This is a genomic window from Pseudomonas sp. 05N432 (genome assembly GCF_056396945.1).
In genome coordinates this window covers 128802-147790 of sequence record NZ_JBFTMM010000017.1, presented here as the reverse complement: position 1 = coordinate 147790, position 18989 = coordinate 128802, and the positions used below count along the sequence as shown (strand labels likewise).

Here is an 18989-nt window from a genome sequence, read left to right as displayed (position 1 = left end):
CAAGCCAGCGCCCACAAGGGTTCAGAGTTGAACCACCATTGGCTGAGCAACATCAATCCAATGTGGGAGCGGGCTTGCTCGCGAAAGCCATTGGCACGTTCGAGCGACGTATTACAACTCGGCAGCCAGACGCGAACCCTGATTGATCGCACGCTTGGCATCCAGCTCCGCCGCTACATCCGCACCGCCAATCAAATGCACGTTCTGCCCGGCGGCCACCAGACCGTCATGCAACTCGCGCAACGGATCCTGCCCGGCGCAGATCACGATGTTGTCCACCGGCAGCAGTTGCGGCTCACCGGTTTCACCGATGCGGATGTGCAGGCCTTCGTCATCGATCTTCAGGTACTCGACGCTGTTGAGCATCTGTACGTGCTTGTTCTTCAGCCCCGTGCGGTGAATCCAGCCGGTAGTCTTGCCCAAACCGTCGCCGACCTTGGATGTCTTGCGCTGCAACAGGAACACCTGACGTGCCGGCGCGTGAGGCTCGGCCTTGATCCCGGCGACACCGCCACGAGCCTCAAGGTGAGTATCGATGCCCCACTCTCTCCAGAACGCTTCGCGGTCCTGGCTGGTGGCGACGCCTTGATGCACGAGGAACTCCGAGACGTCAAAACCGATACCGCCGGCGCCAATCACCGCAACGTTCTTGCCGACCGGCTTGCGCTCAAGGATCACGTCCAGGTAGCTCAGTACCTTGGCATTCTCGACGCCCGGAATCGCCGGCACACGCGGCGCGATACCGGTGGCCAGAATCACCTCGTCATAACCGCCATCCACCAACTGCGCGACATCGACCCGCGTGTTCAGGCATACCTCGACATTCGTGGTCTGCAACTTGCGCTTGAAGTAGCGCAGGGTTTCGAAGAACTCTTCCTTGCCCGGCACACGCTTGGCGACGTTGAACTGACCGCCGATTTCGCTGGCAGAATCGAACAGCGTCACTTGATGACCGCGCTCGGCAGCCACGGTGGCCGCGGACAAACCCGCAGGGCCAGCGCCAACCACGGCAATTTTCTTGATCTGCTGCACCGGCAAGTAATTGAGCTCGGTTTCATGGCACGCCCGCGGGTTCACCAGGCACGAGGTCAATTTGCCGCCGAAGGTGTGGTCCAGGCAGGCCTGGTTGCAGCCGATACACGTGTTGATTTCATCAGCGCGTCCGGCGGCGGCCTTGTTGACGAACTCCGGGTCCGCGAGGAACGGCCGCGCCATCGACACCATGTCGGCATCACCTTCAGCGAGGATCTGCTCGGCGACTTCCGGGGTGTTGATGCGGTTGGTGGTGATCAGCGGAATACCTACCTCCCCGCGCAACTTGGCCGTGACCTTACTGAACGCGGCACGTGGAACCTTGGTGGCGATGGTTGGAATCCGCGCTTCGTGCCAGCCGATCCCTGTGTTGATGATGGTTGCGCCCGCCTGTTCAATGGCCTTGGCCAACTGAACGATTTCTTCCCAGGTGCTGCCGCCTTCCACCAGATCGAGCATCGACAGACGGAAAATGATGATGAAATTCGGGCCTACCGCTTCGCGTACGCGACGAACGATTTCCACCGGCAGGCGCATACGGTTTTCATAGCTGCCGCCCCAGCGATCAGTGCGGTGGTTGGTGTGGGCTGCGAGGAACTGGTTAATGAAATAACCTTCCGAGCCCATGATCTCGACACCGTCGTACTCGGCTTTTTGCGCCAGGCTCGAACACGTGACGAAGTCGTTGATCTGCTTCTCGATGCCTTCCTCGTCCAGCGCTTTGGGTTTGAACGGATTGATCGGTGCCTGGATCGCACTCGGTGCGACCTGTTTCGGGCTGTAGGCATAACGCCCGGCGTGAAGAATCTGCATGCAAATCTTGCCACCTGCCTCATGCACGGCACGCGTGACGATCTGGTGCTTGAGCGCTTCATCGAGAGTGGTCAGCTTGGCAGCGCCGGAGTACACCCCGCCCTCATCGTTCGGACCAATACCGCCCGTAACCATCAGGCCAACGCCACCGCGAGCACGTTCGGCGAAGTACGCCGCCATACGCTCAAAACCGCCAGGTTTCTCCTCCAGGCCAGTGTGCATCGAGCCCATCAGGGTGCGGTTACGCAGCGTGGTAAAACCCAGGTCCAGCGGGGCCAGCAGGTGCGGGTAATGAGCGGCGGTCATCGATAGCTCCACAACGAACGATCACGGAAAAAGTGCGGGCGCTCTTTGGCACCCATCGGTTATGTGCCACAGACTAAGAGCAGGCCTGTCATCGCTCAATGACCGTAACTGACAACTTATTGATCCAAACGCGCAGCACCACTTGGCATTCCTCGGCATGGGGCCTACCCTAGTCGGCGAATCCTGCACAAGGCCGCTTATTGTTTCCCCATGCGCAAACTTCTTTATCTGACCGTCACCATGGCATTTGTCGCCCTCATCGCCGCTTACGCAATGTGGGCCGCTGATCGCCCGGTTGGCCATTACCTCTCGGACCTGCGCATCAACCTCGCCGTTAACCAGGGCGTTCCTGCCGATCGCGGCAACCTGCTGGGCATCCAGCCCGAGTTGTTCCCCACCGATTATCAAAGCCCCGAGCACCTGCACCGCAAGCTCGCAGCCTATCTGCAGCAGGCTCGCGAACAAGGCCTGCTGAACGAAAAGACCATCGTCGTACTGCCGGAACACATCGGTACCTGGCTGATGCTCAGCGGCGAGAAAGACGAGCTGTATCAAGCCGGCACGCTGGACGAAGCCATGAATTGGCTGGCGGTGAGCAATCCCCTGAGCTTTTTGCGCGCATTGATCAGCGCCAAGGGCGACAACCGCCTGGATGACGCGCACCTGCGGATGAAAGCCAAAAGCATGGCCCGGCAGTACCAGGCGCTGTTCGGTGGGCTGGCCAATGAGTTCGGCATCACCCTGGTGGCGGGCAGCATCGTGTTGCCCGACCCCAGTGTCAGCGACGGCACGCTGAAAATCGGTCGTGGTGCGTTGTACAACAGCAGCCTGGTGTTCGGTCGCGATGGTTTACCGATTGGCCAACCGCAGCGCCAACTGAGCCCGGCCTTCGTTCATCGAGGCTATATCCAGCCGAGCGCCAATCAAGCGATCAATGTCATCGACACCCCGGCCGGACGCCTGGGCGTATTGATCGGCAACGACAGCTGGTACCCGGACAACTATCGCAAACTCAATGATCAGGGCGCTCAGTTGATCGCCGTGCCGGCCTTTATCATCGGCCGAAACGCCTGGGACAAGCCTTGGCGCGGAGACAAAGGGCCATCGACCCCGAGCGAAATCGGCCTCCAGCCCGGCTCGCTCAGCGAAGGTCAGGCCTGGCATCGCCTGACGTTGACCAGTCAGCGCCCGGTCAGTCAGGCCGGTGCTGGTGTCAGCGTGTTCCTGCGTGGACAATTCTGGGATCAGGGCAGCGCCGGCCAGAGCTTTCTCAGCAGCAACGGCCAACACTTCGCCGACCGCGAAGCCCGCGGCGCACGTTTGCTCAATATCTGGTTGTAAGTGATGAAACCACAGCCGATGCGCCTCGGAGATCTGTCAGTCGGCTTCGTCCATAGCCTGGCTGACGCTGTGTCCAGCCACGGTCTGGACCCGCAGCCGCTGCTGGAACAATACGGACTCGACTCCGCGCGGTTAGCCGAAGCCGGCGCGCGGCTGTCGATCCCGCGCTACATGCGCCTGGGCCACGCGGCCATTCAACTGACCGGCGACCCGGCGCTGGGCCTGCGTATGGGTCAGCTCAGCCGCCTCAGCCAGGTCGGGCTGGCCGGCGTGACTGCCGCTCAGGCGCCAACCGTGCGCGAAGCGGCGCGTTGCCTGATTCGCTTCGAGGCCCTGTATGGCTCCAATTACCGCGGCCAGTCGAGTTTTCATGAAGATACCCAGGGTGCATGGCTACGGTTCTATTCCATCAGTCCGTACAACACCTATAACCGCTTTGTGGTGGATTCGATCATCGCCAGCTGGTTGCAGCAGTTATCCAGCCTGTGCCGCCAGCCGCTGCGCGCCGAATGCATCGACATCGAGTTTGCCGAGCCGGATTACCGCGAGCGCTATGCACTGCTGGGTGATTGTCCGATCCAGTTTGGTGCCGAGCACAACCAACTAAGGCTGAGTCAGGCCAGCCTGGCACTGCGCAACCCCGAGCACTGTCCGAGTACCTGGCGTCTACTGCTCAAGCTGTGTGAACGGGAACTGGAACAATTGACCCGCACCCGCAGCCTGCGTGAACGCATCACTCAGTTGCTGGGGCCGTTGCTCAATGGGGGTCGAGAACCCGACCTGGAAGAAGTGGCGGCACGCCTGAAGCTGCCGACCTGGACCTTGCGTCGCAAGCTCGCCGAAGAGGGTACGCAGTTTCGCGCGATTCTCAACGACACTCGCCGCGATCTGGCCATGACCTACATCCGTGACACGGAACTGGCCTTTGGCGAGATCGCCTACCTGCTGGGGTTTGCCTCGGCCGAAGCCTTTCAGCGCGCCTTCAAACGCTGGAACAACCAGACACCTGGCGAGTTCCGTCGCAGTCACAGGCAATCAGCCTGACGGCCGGCCTGCAGCTGCTTTGTTACAACTCGGTGGCGTCTTCGGCTGGCTCCAGAGGGTCCAGTTCAAACGCCTGGTATTCAAGCAGCTCTTCTTGGTAATCGTCCATAGAGATGTCCTTTTGAGTCGAGTTAAACCGTTATGCCAATGACCTTCGCCCTCAGCATAAAGTGCCCGTATGAAAGAAAAATGACGCGGGCACAGCGCAACGTTCCTGCTAGTAAAACGTAGCAGGCACTCAAGAATTTATCACGGGGGACTTTGAATAAAAGCTGAAGAAAATCAGCCTCTGGTGGCGCAGATGCATCTGAAGAAACACTGCAGGATCAGCCATTGACCCTACAGTGCTCGACTTCTGATTACTTGCCGGACGATGGCAGTGCCGGAATTGGCTCGGTCGGCGCCGGCAATGAACTCGAATTCGCCGGTGGCGTGACGACTTCAGACACCGGTGTCGGCTCGGCATTGCTCACAGGTGCAATAGACGCCGCTGCAGGCGCCGATGCGGCGGATATAGGCTCTATCGGCGCACTCTCCGCTGGCGCTGGTGCAGCCTTCGCCGGCTCGGCAGGCGCTGGCACGGCCGGCGCTGGAGTTGGCGCTGGCGTCGCTGCAGGCGTGGATGTTGGCGCTGCAGGGGCTGCTGCGGGTTCAGGCACACCCAGATCGGCCTTTGGCTTCTCGACGATATGCGCCTCTTTCTTCACCTCAGGCGGCAGGAACAGCTCGACCAGGGTGAAAAACCGCTCGTAGAACTTCCCGGAGGACACGGTTTCACTGGCAACCTTGACCATCGAATCATCGGAAGAACCAATCGGCATCGACACCGAGCCCAACACACCGACACCAAGGCTGGCAGAGTTGTTGGTTTTCTTCAGCGCGTAGCGGTCCTGCAAGGCATTGGCGAACATCGTCGCGTGATGCTTGCTGTCTTCGGCGCAGACCACGTTGAAGCTGATCTCCATATGCGTGTCGCCGGTCTGCTGAAAACTCTTGTGACCGCTGACCAGTTTCGGGTCAGTGCTGGTGATGATGTAGCCCTGGCTCAACAACGCCCGACGGGCGGCCTCGCAGGAAGCAACATCGGTAACCGGGTATTTGCGCGAAAACGTCCCGGAATCATCGAAATTTTCATGCTCATAGATGGCCTGTTCCTTGGTACAACCGGCTGCTGCAGCCAGTACCAACGCCAGCCCGGCGGCACGCACATGGAATGATTTGAACATTGAACATCCTGAAGAAAACGATCCGGGGCCTATTGTGCAACAGATCACCCCGTAACGGCGCATGGATTAGTGTCTTGTAAACGATACAAGTTTACTGACCTTCGTTTACCGGAAAAAGTCGCAGCCACAAATGATCGATGAACACCCGTAATCTGCCCGCTGCGCGCTGACTGGATGGCCAAAGAATTCAGTCGACCGTCGAGCCGCACAAAACAAAAGACCCCGGCCTTTCGGCCAGGGTCTTTGTTTACCACTAACGGGTCAGTCAGGCATCAGTAACGCTTGATGTCCGCCTGGCTCTCCAACTGCTTGCGATAGGCCGCAAAGTCTTGCTGGCCAACGCGCGACGCGAGGAAGCGACGATACTGTGCCTTCTCTTCTTCAGAAGGCGCTGCGGCTTCGCTCACACCGTTCAGGCGCACGATCACCAGACTACCGTCAGGCAGGGTCACGCTGCTGAAAGTCGGCTTGTCCTTGGCTGCAGGCTTGGGCATGCGGAACAACGCTTGCAGTACGGTTGGGTCAACCCCTTCCTGAGCACGTGTTGCCGCGTGGGTGACTTTCCAGCTCTGGCTATCAAGCGGCGTCTTGCCATCACGCAGACTGGCGATCAGCTCATCAGCCTTGGTCTTGGCAGCGGCACTGGCGTGCTCCTTGGTCAATTGCACGCGAATGCTCGCAGCAACGCTTTCCAGTGGCAGCTGTTCAGGCTTGCGATGCTCTTTGGCACGCAGCACCACAACAGTTTCCGGATCCAGCTCGATGCCGGTGCTGTTCGCACCTTCATTCAGCACTTCCGGGCTGAACGCAGCAGTGACCACGGCACGGTTGGCCGCGATACCTTCACCACCTTCACGGCCAAACGGTGCGGACGTGTGGACGGTCAGTTTCAGGTCCGCAGCGGGTTGAGCCAGATCGGAGGCTTCGAACGCGGCATCTTCCAACTGCTTGGTCGCATCCACAAAACGCTGCTCGACCTGTTGGGTTTTCAGTTCCTTGGTCAGCTTGTCTTTCAGGCTGGCGAAGCTCGGCACTTGCGGTGCTTCAACGCCCAACAGCTTGATCAAGTGGAAACCGAAGTCAGTGCGCACCGGCGCCGACACCTGGTCCTTGCCCAGCGCATACAGCGCTTTCTCAAAGGCCGGGTCGTAAACGCCCGGGCCAGCGTAACCGAGGTCACCGCCGTTGGCAGCCGAACCTGGATCCTGCGAGAACTCCTTGGCCAGCGCCTCGAAGCTTTCACCCTTGGCCAGACGCGCCTGAATCTCCTCGATCTTCGCCTTGGCTTGCGCCTCGTTCACCTTGTCATTCACTTCGATCAGAATGTGCGCAGCCCGGCGCTGTTCGGCCAGGTTCGCGGTTTCTTTCTGATACAGCGCCTGCAGGTCTTCGTCCTTGACGGCGACCTGATCAAAGAAGGAAGCCTTCTTCAACTCGAGGTAATCGATGACCACCTGATCAGGCGTCATGAACTCTTTGGCGTGTTCGTCGTAGTAAGCCTTGACCTCTTCATCGGTGAGCTTCACCGCCGCAAGATCTGCCTTGACGTTCAGGGTCGCGAAATCGCGGGTCTGTTTTTCCAGACGAGCGAAAGCCTGCACCTGTGCATCGGTGACAAAACCGCTACCTGCCAGACCGGCACGCAATTGGCCGATCAGCATTTCCTGAGCCAGCATCTGGCGGAACTGCATACGGCTGTAGCCCAACTGACGGATCACCTGGTCGAAACGCTCAGGACTGAACTTGCCGTCGACCTGGAATTCAGGCGTTTGCAGGATCACTTGGTCCAGTGCAGCTTCGGAGAAAGCGAATTTCGATTTTTCTGCGCCTTGCAGCAACAGTTTGCGGTCGATCAGCCCTTTCAGAGCAGCTTCGCGCAGCATTTTTTCATCAAGCAAGGATGCATCGAAATCCTTGCCCAGCTGTTGCATGAGTTGACGGCGTTGCATATCAACCGCCTGACTCAGCTCGTTCTGGCTGATTTCTTCACCATTCACCTTGGCCGCATCATTACGGTGGGTAGTGGCCTTGAAGATGGCGTCGAAACCGGTCAAGGCCATCAGTGCAACGATGACCCCGATAATGGTCTTGGCAATCCAGCCTTGTGAATTGTCCCTGATATTCTGCAGCATGCGTCCCCCAGAAACGGTTGAACTTCAAATTAGGCAACCGTGGAGCGTGGGTAGAATCCGGATAGAAGAAAGGCGCATCCGAGGATGCGCCTTCTCGTAACTGGCGGAGCGGACGGGACTCGAACCCGCGACCCCCGGCGTGACAGGCCGGTATTCTAACCGACTGAACTACCGCTCCGCTGCCAAGTCAGGAATGACCCCGACCCGGATAGGCAAAAAACCGAGTGAGGCTTAGTTAACAGCTTCTTTCAGTGCTTTACCGGCTTTGAAACCTGGTTTTTTGGCTGCTGCGATTTCCAGCGTCTTACCGGTCTGTGGGTTACGACCAATGCGAGCTGGACGATCAGTCACGGAGAAAGTACCGAAACCAACCAGAACAACAGAGTCGCCAGCCTTGAGAGCGCCAGTGACGGATTCGATTACAGCGTCCAGCGCGCGGCCAGCAGCAGCTTTCGGGATATCAGCGGATGCAGCGATAGCATCAATCAGTTCCGACTTGTTCACTCTAAGTCCCCTTATATCTATTTGAGATGATTCTAAGTTTTTTGGTGAAAGCAAAAACGAGTGCTGAATGGCCTACAGACACTTAAGAGCCGCTTTATAACAAGGGCTCTAAAAAGCTGTCAAGAAAGCCCCCCAGGCTAATACGTACTAGTGCGTGCTAATTCTTTCCTTAGAGTCAGACTCGCGTTTGTCATCCTTTGCAACTATCTCGGGAGCCACATCCGGCAAGGGCTCCGGCGCGTATTGCAGCGCAATTTGCAGGACCTCGTCAATCCATTTAACCGGTTTGATCTGAAGATCTTGCTTGATATTGTCAGGAATTTCCTTCAAATCGCGAACATTCTCTTCAGGAATGATCACTGTCTTGATCCCGCCGCGGTGTGCCGCCAACAGTTTTTCCTTAAGTCCACCGATCGCCAGAACCTGGCCGCGCAAGGTAATTTCGCCGGTCATTGCAACATCTGCGCGTACAGGTATGCCGGTCAATGCCGACACCAGTGCCGTACACATGCCTACACCCGCACTAGGACCGTCTTTGGGCGTCGCCCCTTCCGGCATGTGGATATGGGTGTCGCGCTTCTCGTGGAAGTCCAGCGGGATCCCCAGGCTTTTCGCGCGGCTGCGAACTACCGTCAACGCAGCTGTGATCGATTCGACCATTACATCGCCCAGCGAACCGGTCTTGATCAGTTGCCCTTTACCCGGCACCACTGCAGCTTCGATGGTCAGCAACTCGCCGCCCACCTGAGTCCAGGCCAGGCCAGTCACCTGCCCCACCTGATCCTGCTGCTCGGCCAGGCCGTAGCGGAATTTGCGCACGCCAAGGAAGTGCTCCAGCATCTCGGCCGTGACTTTCACCGAGAAGCGTTTTTCCATCGCATGCTCTTTGACCGCCTTGCGGCAAACCTTGGCTATCTGGCGCTCAAGCCCACGCACACCGGCTTCACGGGTGTAGTAACGAATGATGTCGCGGATCGCCTCGGCGTCGAATTCCAGCTCGCCTTTTTTCAGGCCATTGGCCTGAATCTGCTTGGGCGAAAGGTATTTGACGGCGATGTTGATCTTCTCGTCTTCGGTGTAGCCCGGCAGACGAATCACTTCCATCCGGTCGAGCAGCGCCGGTGGGATGTTCATCGAGTTCGAGGTGCAAAGGAACATCACATCGGACAGGTCGTAGTCGACTTCCAGATAGTGATCGTTGAAATTGTGGTTTTGCTCGGGATCGAGCACTTCCAGCAAAGCCGATGCCGGATCGCCACGCATGTCGCTGCCCATCTTGTCGATTTCATCGAGCAGGAACAGCGGGTTGCGCACGCCCACCTTTGTCATCTTTTGTATCAATCTTCCTGGCATCGAACCGATATAAGTCCGGCGATGACCACGAATTTCCGCCTCGTCGCGCACGCCGCCGAGGGCCATGCGTACAAATTTGCGGTTTGTCGCGTGAGCAATCGACTCCGCCAGAGAGGTTTTACCCACACCAGGAGGACCGACCAGGCACAACACCGGACCGCGAATTTTCTTCACGCGTTTTTGTACGGCGAGGTACTCGAGAATCCGCTCTTTGACTTCTTCCAGACCATAATGGTCGGCATCAAGAATGTCTTCTGCGCGCGCAAGATCCAGGCGAACCTTGCTTTGCGCCTTCCACGGCACCTGAACCAGCCAGTCGAGGTAGGAACGCACCACAGTCGCTTCAGCAGACATCGGTGACATTTGCTTGAGCTTGTTCAGCTCAGCCTGGGCCTTGATCAGCGCGTCTTTTGGCAAGCCTGCGGCATCGATGCGCTTTTTCAGCTCTTCGACTTCGTTATGGCCTTCTTCGCTATCGCCGAGTTCTTTCTGAATGGCCTTCATCTGCTCATTCAGGTAGTACTCGCGCTGGCTGCGCTCCATTTGCTTTTTGACGCGGCCACGAATGCGTTTTTCGACTTGCAACAGATCGATCTCGGCGTCCAGCAATGCCAGAACGTGCTCGACCCGGGCCGACAAATCGATGATTTCGAGGATTTCCTGCTTCTGCTCGATCTTCAGCGCCATGTGCGCGGCCATGGTATCCACCAGGCGGCTTGGCTCATCGATGCTGTTGAGCGATGACAGGACTTCAGCCGGAACCTTCTTGCCCAGCTGAACATATTGTTCAAATTGGGACAGCAAGCTGCGGACAAACACTTCCGACTCGCGTTCAGGAGCGTCGACTTCGTCAATCAGCGAAACCTCGGCACGGCAATGACCGTCAACTTCGCTGAAACGCTCGACCGCGCCACGCTGCTCGCCTTCAACCAGCACTTTGACCGTGCCGTCAGGCAGCTTGAGCAGCTGCAGAACCGTTGCGATCGTACCGACACGATAAAGTGCGTCTTCACCCGGATCGTCGTCAGCAGGGTTTCTCTGGGCCAGCAGAAGGATCTGCTTGTCGCCCGTCATCGCGGCCTCGAGGGCTTCGATAGATTTCTCGCGCCCCACGAACAGCGGGATAACCATGTGCGGATAAACCACAACATCACGCAATGGCAGGAGAGGCAATTCGATGGTTGTCTTCATGATTTCGCCTCTACGGCGGCCGTAAGGCCGGAAACAGATGGAAGTAAGCTTGAAACCAAGATGGGGGCTGCTTTCGAAAAAAACAAGCTGATTAAAAGACCGCGGTAAAGATCGTCCAAACGCGGCCCAAACCTTTGGCAGCTCCTGCAAAAGCAAAGGGGCCCGAAGGCCCCTTCTTTAATCCGGCAGTGCGACGCTTAAGCGTCTGGCGCTGCCTTGGCAGCCGGCTCACTGTTTTCGTAGATATACAGTGGCTTGGACTTGCCTTCTATAACGCTTTCATCGATCACTACTTTACTCACCTCGGACTGCGAGGGGATTTCATACATAGTGTCGAGCAGTACACCTTCGAGGATCGAACGCAATCCACGAGCACCGGTTTTGCGTTCCAGTGCGCGCTTGGCGACCGATTTCAGTGCGTCGGCCCGGAATTCCAGGTCTACGCCTTCCATCTCGAACAGCTTGGCATACTGCTTGGTCAGAGCATTTTTCGGCTCGGTGAGAATCTGCATCAGCGCAGCCTCGTCGAGCTCGTCCAGCGTTGCAAGAACCGGCAGACGACCGACGAATTCCGGGATCAGACCAAACTTGACCAGATCGTCAGGTTCGACTTCACGCAGGGACTCACCCACCTTCTTGCCTTCTTCCTTGCTGCGAACTTCTGCGTTGAAACCAATGCCGCCACGGGTGGAGCGGTTTTGAATAACCTTTTCCAGACCGGAGAACGCACCGCCGCAAATGAACAGGATGTTACGGGTATCGACCTGAAGGAATTCCTGCTGCGGGTGCTTGCGACCACCTTGAGGCGGAACGGAAGCGACCGTACCTTCGATCAACTTGAGCAGGGCCTGCTGCACGCCTTCACCGGAAACGTCCCGGGTGATGGACGGGTTGTCAGACTTGCGCGAAATCTTGTCGATTTCATCGATGTAGACAATGCCCATTTGAGCTTTTTCTACATCGTAATCGCACTTCTGCAACAGTTTCTGAATGATGTTTTCAACGTCTTCACCCACGTAACCCGCCTCGGTGAGGGTGGTTGCGTCAGCGATAGTGAAAGGCACATTCAGCAAACGGGCCAGTGTTTCCGCAAGCAGGGTTTTACCCGAGCCTGTAGGGCCGATCAGCAAGATGTTGCTTTTGCCGAGTTCGACATCGTCATTCTTTTTGTCACGCTGGTTGAGGCGCTTGTAGTGGTTGTACACCGCTACGGCCAAAACCTTTTTCGCACGCTCCTGACCAATCACGTACTGATCAAGGATGCCGCTGATTTCTTTAGGCGAAGGCAATTTATGCGCGCTGCTCTCGGCCTGTGCTTCCTGCACCTCCTCGCGGATGATGTCGTTGCACAGGTCGACGCACTCGTCGCAGATAAAGACCGAGGGGCCGGCAATCAATTTGCGCACTTCATGCTGGCTTTTGCCACAGAAGGAGCAATAGAGCAGCTTGCCGTTGTCCTCGCCGTTGCGGGTGTCAGTCATTCGATCGATCCAAATCCGATAGGCTTGCAACACAAGATGAAGGCAATTGCGGGCTTTTTCAAGCCCGCTGGTGGCCAGTTAAACCAACCACCTGCATTTGAGCTGCTTAGGCGGGCATTTTACGCTTGTCGATCACCGAGTCGATCAGGCCGTACTCAGCCGCACGCTCTGCGCTCATGAAGTTGTCACGCTCGGTGTCGCGCTCAATGGTTTCGAGGCTTTGACCGGTGTGATGAGCCAACAACGAGTTCAGGCGCGAACGGATATGGAGGATTTCCTTGGCATGGATGTCGATGTCCGACGCCTGGCCCTGAAAACCACCCAACGGCTGGTGAATCATCATGCGCGAGTTCGGCAGGCAGTAACGCTTGCCCGCAGCACCACCGGCAAGCAGGAAAGCACCCATGCTGCAGGCCTGACCGATACACGTGGTGGAAACGTCAGGTTTGATGAATTGCATGGTGTCGTAGATCGACATGCCTGCAGTCACCGAACCACCTGGTGAGTTGATGTAAAGATGGATGTCCTTGTCCGGGTTTTCCGCTTCAAGGAACAGCAGTTGCGCCGCGACCAGGTTGGCCATGTAGTCTTCTACCGGGCCGACAAGGAAGATCACTCGCTCCTTGAGGAGGCGCGAATAGATGTCATAGGCACGTTCGCCACGGGCGGACTGCTCGATAACCATCGGGACCAGACCACCTGCGGCCTGGATGTCAGAGCTCTGCTGATAATAAGAATTGCGGGACATGTCTCGCAGTCACTCCCAAATAGTTATGTCTTGAATACGCATAAGCCAGCTCGAAAGCTGGCTTATGGTGTGTGCTTCTAACGCAAAAACAATCAGTCGGCTTGTGGAGCTTCTACCGGCTTGACCGCTTCTTCGTAAGAGACCGATTTGTCGGTCACGCTAGCTTTCTGAAGAACAGTATCCACAACTTGCTCTTCCAGCACAACCGAACGGACTTCGTTCAGTTGCTGGTCGTTCTTGTAGTACCAGGACACAACTTGTTCAGGCTCCTGATAAGCCGAAGCCATTTCCTGAATCAGCTCGCGAACGCGGGTTTCGTCAGGCTTGAGGTCGTATTGCTTGACCACTTCAGCCACTACCAGACCCAGCACAACGCGACGCTTGGCTTGCTCTTCGAACAGCTCGGCCGGCAGTTGATCAGGTTTGATGTTGCCGCCGAACTGCTGAACAGCCTGAACGCGCAGACGATCAACCTCGTTGGACAGCAGGGCCTTTGGCACTTCGATCGGGTTGGCGGCCAGCAGACCGTCCATTACCTGGTTCTTGACCTTGGATTTGATCGCCTGACGCAGCTCGCGCTCCATGTTCTTACGAACCTCGGTGCGGAAACCTTCGACGCCAGACTCCTTGATACCGAACTGAGCGAAGAATTCTTCGTTCAACTCAGGCAGTTTCGGCTCGGAAACAGTGTTCACGGTTACGGTGAACTCGGCTGCCTTGTTAGCCAGGTCGAGGTTCTGATAGTTCTCAGGGAAGGTCAGGTTCAGAACGCGCTCTTCGCCCGCCTTGGCGCCAACCAGGCCTTCTTCGAAGCCAGGGATCATGCGGCCGGAACCCAGAACCAGCTGAGTGCCTTTGGCGGAACCACCGGCGAACACTTCACCGTCAACCTTGCCAACGAAATCGATGTTCAGTTGGTCTTCGTTCTGAGCGGCACGATCGGCAATTTCAAAACGAACGTTCTGCTTGCGCAGGATTTCCAGCATTTTGTCCAGATCGGCGTCCGCCACGTCAGCGCTCAGGCGCTCGACAGCGATGGATTCGAAACCGGCAACGGTGAACTCGGGGAACACTTCGAACGTTGCAACGAATTCCAGATCCTTGCCCTTCTCCAGGACTTTAGGCTCTACCGAAGGAGCGCCAGCCGGGTTCAGCTTTTGCTCGACAATTGCTTCGTAGAAAGAAGCCTGGATCACATCGCCTACAGCTTCTTGACGCGCATCAGCTTCATAACGCTGACGGATCACGCTCATTGGCACTTTGCCAGGACGGAAGCCTGCAATCTTGGCCTTTTGGGCAGTCTGTTGCAGACGCTTGTTGACTTGAGTCTCAATGCGCTCAGCTGGCACGGTGATGCTCATGCGGCGCTCAAGAGCAGAAGTATTTTCAACAGAAACTTGCATGGATATTCCTCGTTGCACAGACGTTAGCCGGCCGTTTCCGACCACAGAATCAAGGGCATGCATTCTAGTGGGTCAAACTCAAGAAGTCACCCTACTGAAAACGGGTAAAAACGCAGCAGGCAATTTATAGGTGCGAATGCACGAATGCACCTCGCCCCGGAGGCAAATACAGCCAATCACGCCAGGGCTCTGCGCCAACCCTTCTATATATAGAAGAAGCGCCAATATCTCCCCGGCAGCCGATCTTGCAAGCAAGCCCGGTAGGCAATGCGGCATCATCGAGCAACATGAACACGACGAAACGCCCTGCCCTGGCGACCCGGAACCTGCAGTCGCCGAACATACAAACGCTGAAACAAAAAAGGCGCCAGACTGTTAAATCTGGCGCCTTTTTGAAATATGGGGTGGACGATGGGGATCGAACCCACGACAACGGGAGTCACAATCCCGTGCTCTACCAACTGAGCTACGCCCACCATAGTGCGTAGCAAAGAAGTCAAACAACTTCTTTGCTGAACTCCAACCCGGCCAATGGCCTGGCTGAAGCTTTAATTGGTGCGGATGAAGAGACTCGAACTCTTACGCCTCGCGGCGCTGGAACCTAAATCCAGTGTGTCTACCAATTCCACCACATCCGCGGCTTGATACTGTTAAAGCAAAGGCGCCAGACGGTTAAATCTGGCGCCTTTCGAAATATGGGGTGGACGATGGGGATCGAACCCACGACAACGGGAGTCACAATCCCGTGCTCTACCAACTGAGCTACGCCCACCATATCGCGCTACTTGTGCCAAAGCTGCCTAATGGCGCACCCGGCAGGACTCGAACCTGCGACCATCCGCTTAGAAGGCGGATGCTCTATCCAGCTGAGCTACGGGCGCCTTATTAGCTGTACCCTTGAAGGACTACAAACTAAGTGCTTTTCAGTCTTGCAGAACCGTAATTCCACTTGACCTTCTCAACCAGTGCTAGGCTGTGCCCGACAAGTGCGACGAATAGTATAGGCCGCCCCGAAGACCGTCAAATCCTTTTTGAAAAAAATTCATTTAATTAAAGGGCTTAGGGGAATTTGCAGACCAAGCGCCTTTGCCCTCACGTTCTGACATGCGAGAATGCGTTCTCTTTTCTTCCCCCTCTCGATGGTTAATCACGCGCAATGACTGCACAACTAATCGACGGCAAATCGATCGCCGCCAGCCTGCGCCAGCAGATCGCCAAACGTGTCGCCGAGCGTCGCCAGCAAGGTCTGCGCACGCCAGGCCTCGCGGTGATCCTGGTCGGCAGCGATCCCGCCTCTCAGGTTTATGTCTCGCACAAGCGTAAAGACTGTGAAGAGGTCGGCTTCCTCTCCCAAGCCTATGACCTGCCCTCCGACACCACCCAGCAGGCCCTGACCGAACTGATCGACCGCCTTAATGACGATCCGAACATCGACGGCGTGCTGCTGCAACTGCCTCTGCCCGAGCACCTGGACGCGTCCAAACTGCTGGAGCGCATTCGTCCGGACAAAGACGTGGATGGTTTCCATCCTTATAACGTCGGCCGCCTGGCACAACGCATCCCTCTGCTGCGCCCGTGCACCCCTAAAGGCATCATGACCTTGCTGGAAAGCACCGGTGCCGATCTCTACGGGATGGATGCAGTGGTTGTTGGTGCCTCCAATATCGTCGGTCGTCCGATGGCGATGGAATTGCTGCTGGCCGGTTGCACCGTAACCGTGACCCACCGTTTCACCAAGGATCTGGCCGGCCACGTCGGTCGCGCCGACCTGGTTGTAGTCGCCGCAGGCAAACCTGGCCTGGTCAAAGGTGAATGGATCAAGGAAGGCGCCATCGTCATCGACGTCGGCATCAACCGCCAGGAAGACGGCAAGCTGGTAGGCGATGTGGTTTATGAAACCGCCCTGCCTCGCGCCGGCTGGATCACACCAGTACCTGGCGGTGTCGGCCCGATGACTCGCGCCTGCCTGCTGGAAAACACGCTGTACGCGGCGGAAACCCTGCACGGCTGAGTCAGGCTTGTTCTGCAGCACAAACCAGAACCCCGCCAATTGGCGGGGTTCTTTGTTTGATGCCAACAAGCCCTATCGTCGTACGCCAAAGCAGTCACATTACGTACCTTCCGAGCATCGGCGAAGCCACTGAATCAGAGCGTTGCAGAACTGATACACCTTAAAATATTTTTCATTTGAAGCCCCGCTACAGCAGGCGTGTAGCGCTTTCCTGTCTCATACTCATAAAATGTTACGTTTTATCTAGAAAGCCCGTTGCAGAACGGCATATCCACCCTTAGCGAGTCCGCCCGCGTGAAAATCCGTCTATCCATCCTGAGCCTATTTTTTGTACTTACAGGCCCTCTTGTCACATCGAACGTCTACGCACGTGACACCACCGCGGCACCTCGAGACACCTCACAACTGCGCATCGCCTCCGGCAGTGCGATGGTGATCGATCTGCAAACCGACAAAGTCATCTATGCCAGCAACCCGGACGTGATCGTACCGATCGCCTCGGTGACCAAATTGATGACCGGGCTGATCGTGCTGGACGCCAAGCAGAACATGGACGAATACATTTCCGTTACGATCAGCGAAACCCCGGAAATGAAAGGTGTGTTCTCCAGGGTCAAACTCAATAGCGAGCTGTCGCGCAGGGAAATGCTGCAGATTGCACTCATGTCCTCGGAAAATCGCGCTGCAGCGAGCCTGGCCCACCACTACCCAGGCGGTTACTCAGCCTTTATCGCTGCAATGAACGCCAAAGCCAGGGCGCTGGGCATGACCAGCACCCATTACGTCGAACCGACCGGCCTGTCAGTCCACAACGTTTCCACAGCCCGCGACCTGAGTAAACTGCTCCAGGCTGCACGCAAATACCCGATGCTGAGTGAACTGAGCACGACCAAGGAAAAAACCGTGACGTTCCGCAGACCCAGCTACTCCTTGGGTTTTCACAACACCGACCACCTGATCAACAAGGCCGACTGGGACATCAAGCTGACCAAGACCGGCTTTACCAATCAGGCCGGCCACTGTCTGGTATTGGTGACGAACATGGGTAATCGCCCGGTTTCGCTGGTGATTCTCGATGCCTTCGGCAAGTACACCCACTTTGCGGATGCCGGACGGATTCGTCAGTGGGTTGAAACCGGCAGGAGCACCTCTGTCCCGAGTGTTGCCCTGCAATACAAAGCCGAGAAAAACCTGCAACATCGTCAAGGTAGCGGCATGGCGCAGACCGGCAAATAAGCGCACGAAAAAAGGCCCGCGACGCGAGTCGGGGCCTTTATCGATAACGGCGCCTCAAGGCGCCGTTTTTATTCGGTTCGATTAATGGGCAGCCAGTGCTTTGGTCGCCTTGGTTGCTGCCTGCTCCTGTCCAGCCCGAGCCAGATCGTCAGCGGCCTTGAGCCAGCGCTGCGAGTCAACCTTGGCCGGAATCTGGGTCGGCCCCTGAATCAACACTGCCCAACCGCCAGCATTTTCGAACGCGGACTCGAACGACGTGAAGCTCATCAGCAACCGGCGGTCCATTCCTGAACGCAGCAGCACCGTCTGCTTATGACGGTTGTAGCCGGCGAGAATCGCGTACCTCGGCTCTTTCCAGAATGCCGAGCCCTCACTGAAGCGCAGCAGTACCGGGTAACCCGCCGCGACCTGGGTCAACAGCGCCGGCAGATTGCTGTCAAGCGGATACACGACCATCCCGTATTCACGCGCCAGGTTCTGCATGTTCTGCTGCAACTGCGCCTCGGCGCCCGGCAAATGCAGCGGCTTGTCGAGCAGCCCCGGGGTAATCACGATGCCTTGCTGGGAAAGCATGCTGGCCAGCGATTGCGGCCCGCTTTGATAGGCTTCGCCACGGTAAAACGGCATGCCACTGAGCTCGACGCGCTCAGGCAGACGCTGGATTTCAGGTTGCACGCTCCCGGCACAACCGGCCAGGCTCAGGACACAGGCCGCGGCCAGCAAGGCGCAGCGGAATCGGGGAAGTACCGGCAACATCATCACTCACTTGTTCAGGCGCCGGGCAATCGGTCTCCCGGCTTCGCCCATGATCATAGCAGCGCTATAGCCTTTAACGGCAGTCACATGCAGTTGATAGAGCGAACGGGTTGGAGACTCACCACACTTGGTCAATTGCCTGCAACACATCACCGACTAGACTGACCCTTGAACAGAGCGTGTGCCCGAAGCAGGGCAAAGAGGAGGCACTGATGAGCCTGACGATGATAATCCTGATGCTGATCGGTGGCTGGCTGGCCGTTGCCGCCGCGATGCTGTGGGGCGTATTGCGCATTACCCGCAGACACCATCATGCCTATATTCCACCTTCGGCACCTGCCAAAGCCGAGAAACCTGCCCGGCACCACGTCACAGCGCACTGATCGATTCGGTTCAAATCCCTCATAAATCA

14 protein-coding genes and 5 tRNA genes are annotated in these 18989 nt (G+C 57.1%); 5 read left to right on the top strand and 14 right to left on the bottom strand.

Annotated elements, in window-relative coordinates; genetic code table 11:
- Nucleotides 1–111: 111 nt before the first annotated feature.
- The gene (locus AC1DHT_RS19755) at nt 112–2151 is read right to left on the bottom strand and encodes an oxidoreductase (protein ID WP_427545308.1); all 2040 of its coding nucleotides are present in this window, start codon (nt 2149–2151) and stop codon (nt 112–114) included.
- Between the two features lie 210 nt (nt 2152–2361).
- On the opposite strand from AC1DHT_RS19755, the gene AC1DHT_RS19750 reads away from it, so the two are divergent.
- Nucleotides 2362–3492 carry a nitrilase-related carbon-nitrogen hydrolase gene (locus AC1DHT_RS19750; RefSeq protein ID WP_427545306.1) on the top strand — a complete coding sequence of 377 codons (1131 nt, stop codon included), beginning with the start codon at nt 2362–2364 and terminating at the stop codon, nt 3490–3492.
- A gap of 3 nt (nt 3493–3495) precedes the next feature.
- On the top strand, nt 3496–4536 hold the full coding sequence (locus tag AC1DHT_RS19745) for an AraC family transcriptional regulator (RefSeq protein WP_427545304.1): 1041 nt from the start codon (nt 3496–3498) through the stop codon (nt 4534–4536).
- 359 nt (nt 4537–4895) lie between these two features.
- On the opposite strand, the gene AC1DHT_RS19740 is transcribed toward AC1DHT_RS19745, so the two are convergent.
- From AC1DHT_RS19740 to AC1DHT_RS19685, 12 genes are all read right to left on the bottom strand, one after another.
- A complete protein-coding gene (locus AC1DHT_RS19740) occupies nt 4896–5762 on the bottom strand; it encodes a DUF2242 domain-containing protein (RefSeq protein ID WP_427545302.1) in 867 nt (288 codons plus the stop codon).
- Between the two features lie 272 nt (nt 5763–6034).
- Nucleotides 6035–7894: a SurA N-terminal domain-containing protein gene (locus tag AC1DHT_RS19735; RefSeq protein WP_427545300.1), complete on the bottom strand. Its 1860-nt coding sequence runs from the start codon at nt 7892–7894 to the stop codon at nt 6035–6037.
- Between the two features lie 101 nt (nt 7895–7995).
- A tRNA-Asp gene (locus AC1DHT_RS19730) sits at nt 7996–8072 on the bottom strand.
- 53 nt (nt 8073–8125) lie between these two features.
- Nucleotides 8126–8398, bottom strand: a complete 273-nt coding sequence (locus tag AC1DHT_RS19725; RefSeq protein WP_002552737.1) for an HU family DNA-binding protein — start codon at nt 8396–8398, stop codon at nt 8126–8128.
- A gap of 147 nt (nt 8399–8545) precedes the next feature.
- Nucleotides 8546–10942, bottom strand: a complete 2397-nt coding sequence (gene lon / locus AC1DHT_RS19720; protein ID WP_427532886.1) for an endopeptidase La — start codon at nt 10940–10942, stop codon at nt 8546–8548.
- A gap of 197 nt (nt 10943–11139) precedes the next feature.
- Nucleotides 11140–12423: an ATP-dependent Clp protease ATP-binding subunit ClpX gene (gene clpX / locus AC1DHT_RS19715; protein WP_054596541.1), complete on the bottom strand. Its 1284-nt coding sequence runs from the start codon at nt 12421–12423 to the stop codon at nt 11140–11142.
- A gap of 106 nt (nt 12424–12529) precedes the next feature.
- On the bottom strand, nt 12530–13171 hold the full coding sequence (clpP, locus tag AC1DHT_RS19710) for an ATP-dependent Clp endopeptidase proteolytic subunit ClpP (protein WP_019692758.1): 642 nt from the start codon (nt 13169–13171) through the stop codon (nt 12530–12532).
- Between the two features lie 92 nt (nt 13172–13263).
- Nucleotides 13264–14574 carry a trigger factor gene (gene tig / locus AC1DHT_RS19705; RefSeq protein ID WP_427539904.1) on the bottom strand — a complete coding sequence of 437 codons (1311 nt, stop codon included), beginning with the start codon at nt 14572–14574 and terminating at the stop codon, nt 13264–13266.
- A 400-nt stretch (nt 14575–14974) separates the two neighbouring features.
- A tRNA-His gene (locus AC1DHT_RS19700) sits at nt 14975–15050 on the bottom strand.
- Between the two features lie 77 nt (nt 15051–15127).
- Nucleotides 15128–15212 (bottom strand) — tRNA-Leu (locus tag AC1DHT_RS19695).
- Between the two features lie 58 nt (nt 15213–15270).
- Nucleotides 15271–15346: transfer RNA gene (locus tag AC1DHT_RS19690), tRNA-His, on the bottom strand.
- 32 nt (nt 15347–15378) lie between these two features.
- Nucleotides 15379–15455: transfer RNA gene (locus AC1DHT_RS19685), tRNA-Arg, on the bottom strand.
- A gap of 275 nt (nt 15456–15730) precedes the next feature.
- On the opposite strand from AC1DHT_RS19685, the gene folD reads away from it, so the two are divergent.
- Both folD and pbpG read left to right on the top strand, forming a co-directional pair.
- A complete protein-coding gene (folD, locus tag AC1DHT_RS19680; protein WP_054596538.1) occupies nt 15731–16585 on the top strand; it encodes a bifunctional methylenetetrahydrofolate dehydrogenase/methenyltetrahydrofolate cyclohydrolase FolD in 855 nt (284 codons plus the stop codon).
- 294 nt (nt 16586–16879) lie between these two features.
- Nucleotides 16880–17821 carry a D-alanyl-D-alanine endopeptidase gene (pbpG, locus tag AC1DHT_RS19675; RefSeq protein WP_427539901.1) on the top strand — a complete coding sequence of 314 codons (942 nt, stop codon included), beginning with the start codon at nt 16880–16882 and terminating at the stop codon, nt 17819–17821.
- 81 nt (nt 17822–17902) lie between these two features.
- Here pbpG and AC1DHT_RS19670 read toward each other — a convergent pair whose 3' ends face one another.
- Nucleotides 17903–18577: a peptidase C39 family protein gene (locus tag AC1DHT_RS19670; protein WP_427539898.1), complete on the bottom strand. Its 675-nt coding sequence runs from the start codon at nt 18575–18577 to the stop codon at nt 17903–17905.
- A gap of 212 nt (nt 18578–18789) precedes the next feature.
- On the opposite strand from AC1DHT_RS19670, the gene AC1DHT_RS19665 reads away from it, so the two are divergent.
- Nucleotides 18790–18960 (top strand): hypothetical protein, encoded by a 171-nt coding sequence (locus AC1DHT_RS19665; protein WP_427539895.1) that lies wholly within the window; start codon nt 18790–18792, stop codon nt 18958–18960.
- The last annotated feature ends 29 nt before the right edge of the window (nt 18961–18989 follow it).

Excerpts from the sequence above, each read along its gene's own strand:
- AC1DHT_RS19670 (WP_427539898.1), bottom strand. The coding sequence starts at position 18,577 with ATGTTGCCGGTACTTCCCCGATTCCGCTGCGCCTTGCTGGCCGCGGCC.
- AC1DHT_RS19735 (WP_427545300.1), bottom strand. The coding sequence starts at position 7,894 with ATGCTGCAGAATATCAGGGACAATTCACAAGGCTGGATTGCCAAGACC.
- lon (WP_427532886.1), bottom strand. The coding sequence starts at position 10,942 with ATGAAGACAACCATCGAATTGCCTCTCCTGCCATTGCGTGATGTTGTG.
- folD (WP_054596538.1), top strand. The coding sequence starts at position 15,731 with ATGACTGCACAACTAATCGACGGCAAATCGATCGCCGCCAGCCTGCGC.
- clpX (WP_054596541.1), bottom strand. The coding sequence starts at position 12,423 with ATGACTGACACCCGCAACGGCGAGGACAACGGCAAGCTGCTCTATTGC.
- clpP (WP_019692758.1), bottom strand. The coding sequence starts at position 13,171 with ATGTCCCGCAATTCTTATTATCAGCAGAGCTCTGACATCCAGGCCGCA.
- AC1DHT_RS19745 (WP_427545304.1), top strand. The coding sequence starts at position 3,496 with ATGAAACCACAGCCGATGCGCCTCGGAGATCTGTCAGTCGGCTTCGTC.
- AC1DHT_RS19665 (WP_427539895.1), top strand. The coding sequence starts at position 18,790 with ATGAGCCTGACGATGATAATCCTGATGCTGATCGGTGGCTGGCTGGCC.
- AC1DHT_RS19755 (WP_427545308.1), bottom strand. The coding sequence starts at position 2,151 with ATGACCGCCGCTCATTACCCGCACCTGCTGGCCCCGCTGGACCTGGGT.
- AC1DHT_RS19740 (WP_427545302.1), bottom strand. The coding sequence starts at position 5,762 with ATGTTCAAATCATTCCATGTGCGTGCCGCCGGGCTGGCGTTGGTACTG.
- tig (WP_427539904.1), bottom strand. The coding sequence starts at position 14,574 with ATGCAAGTTTCTGTTGAAAATACTTCTGCTCTTGAGCGCCGCATGAGC.
- AC1DHT_RS19750 (WP_427545306.1), top strand. The coding sequence starts at position 2,362 with ATGCGCAAACTTCTTTATCTGACCGTCACCATGGCATTTGTCGCCCTC.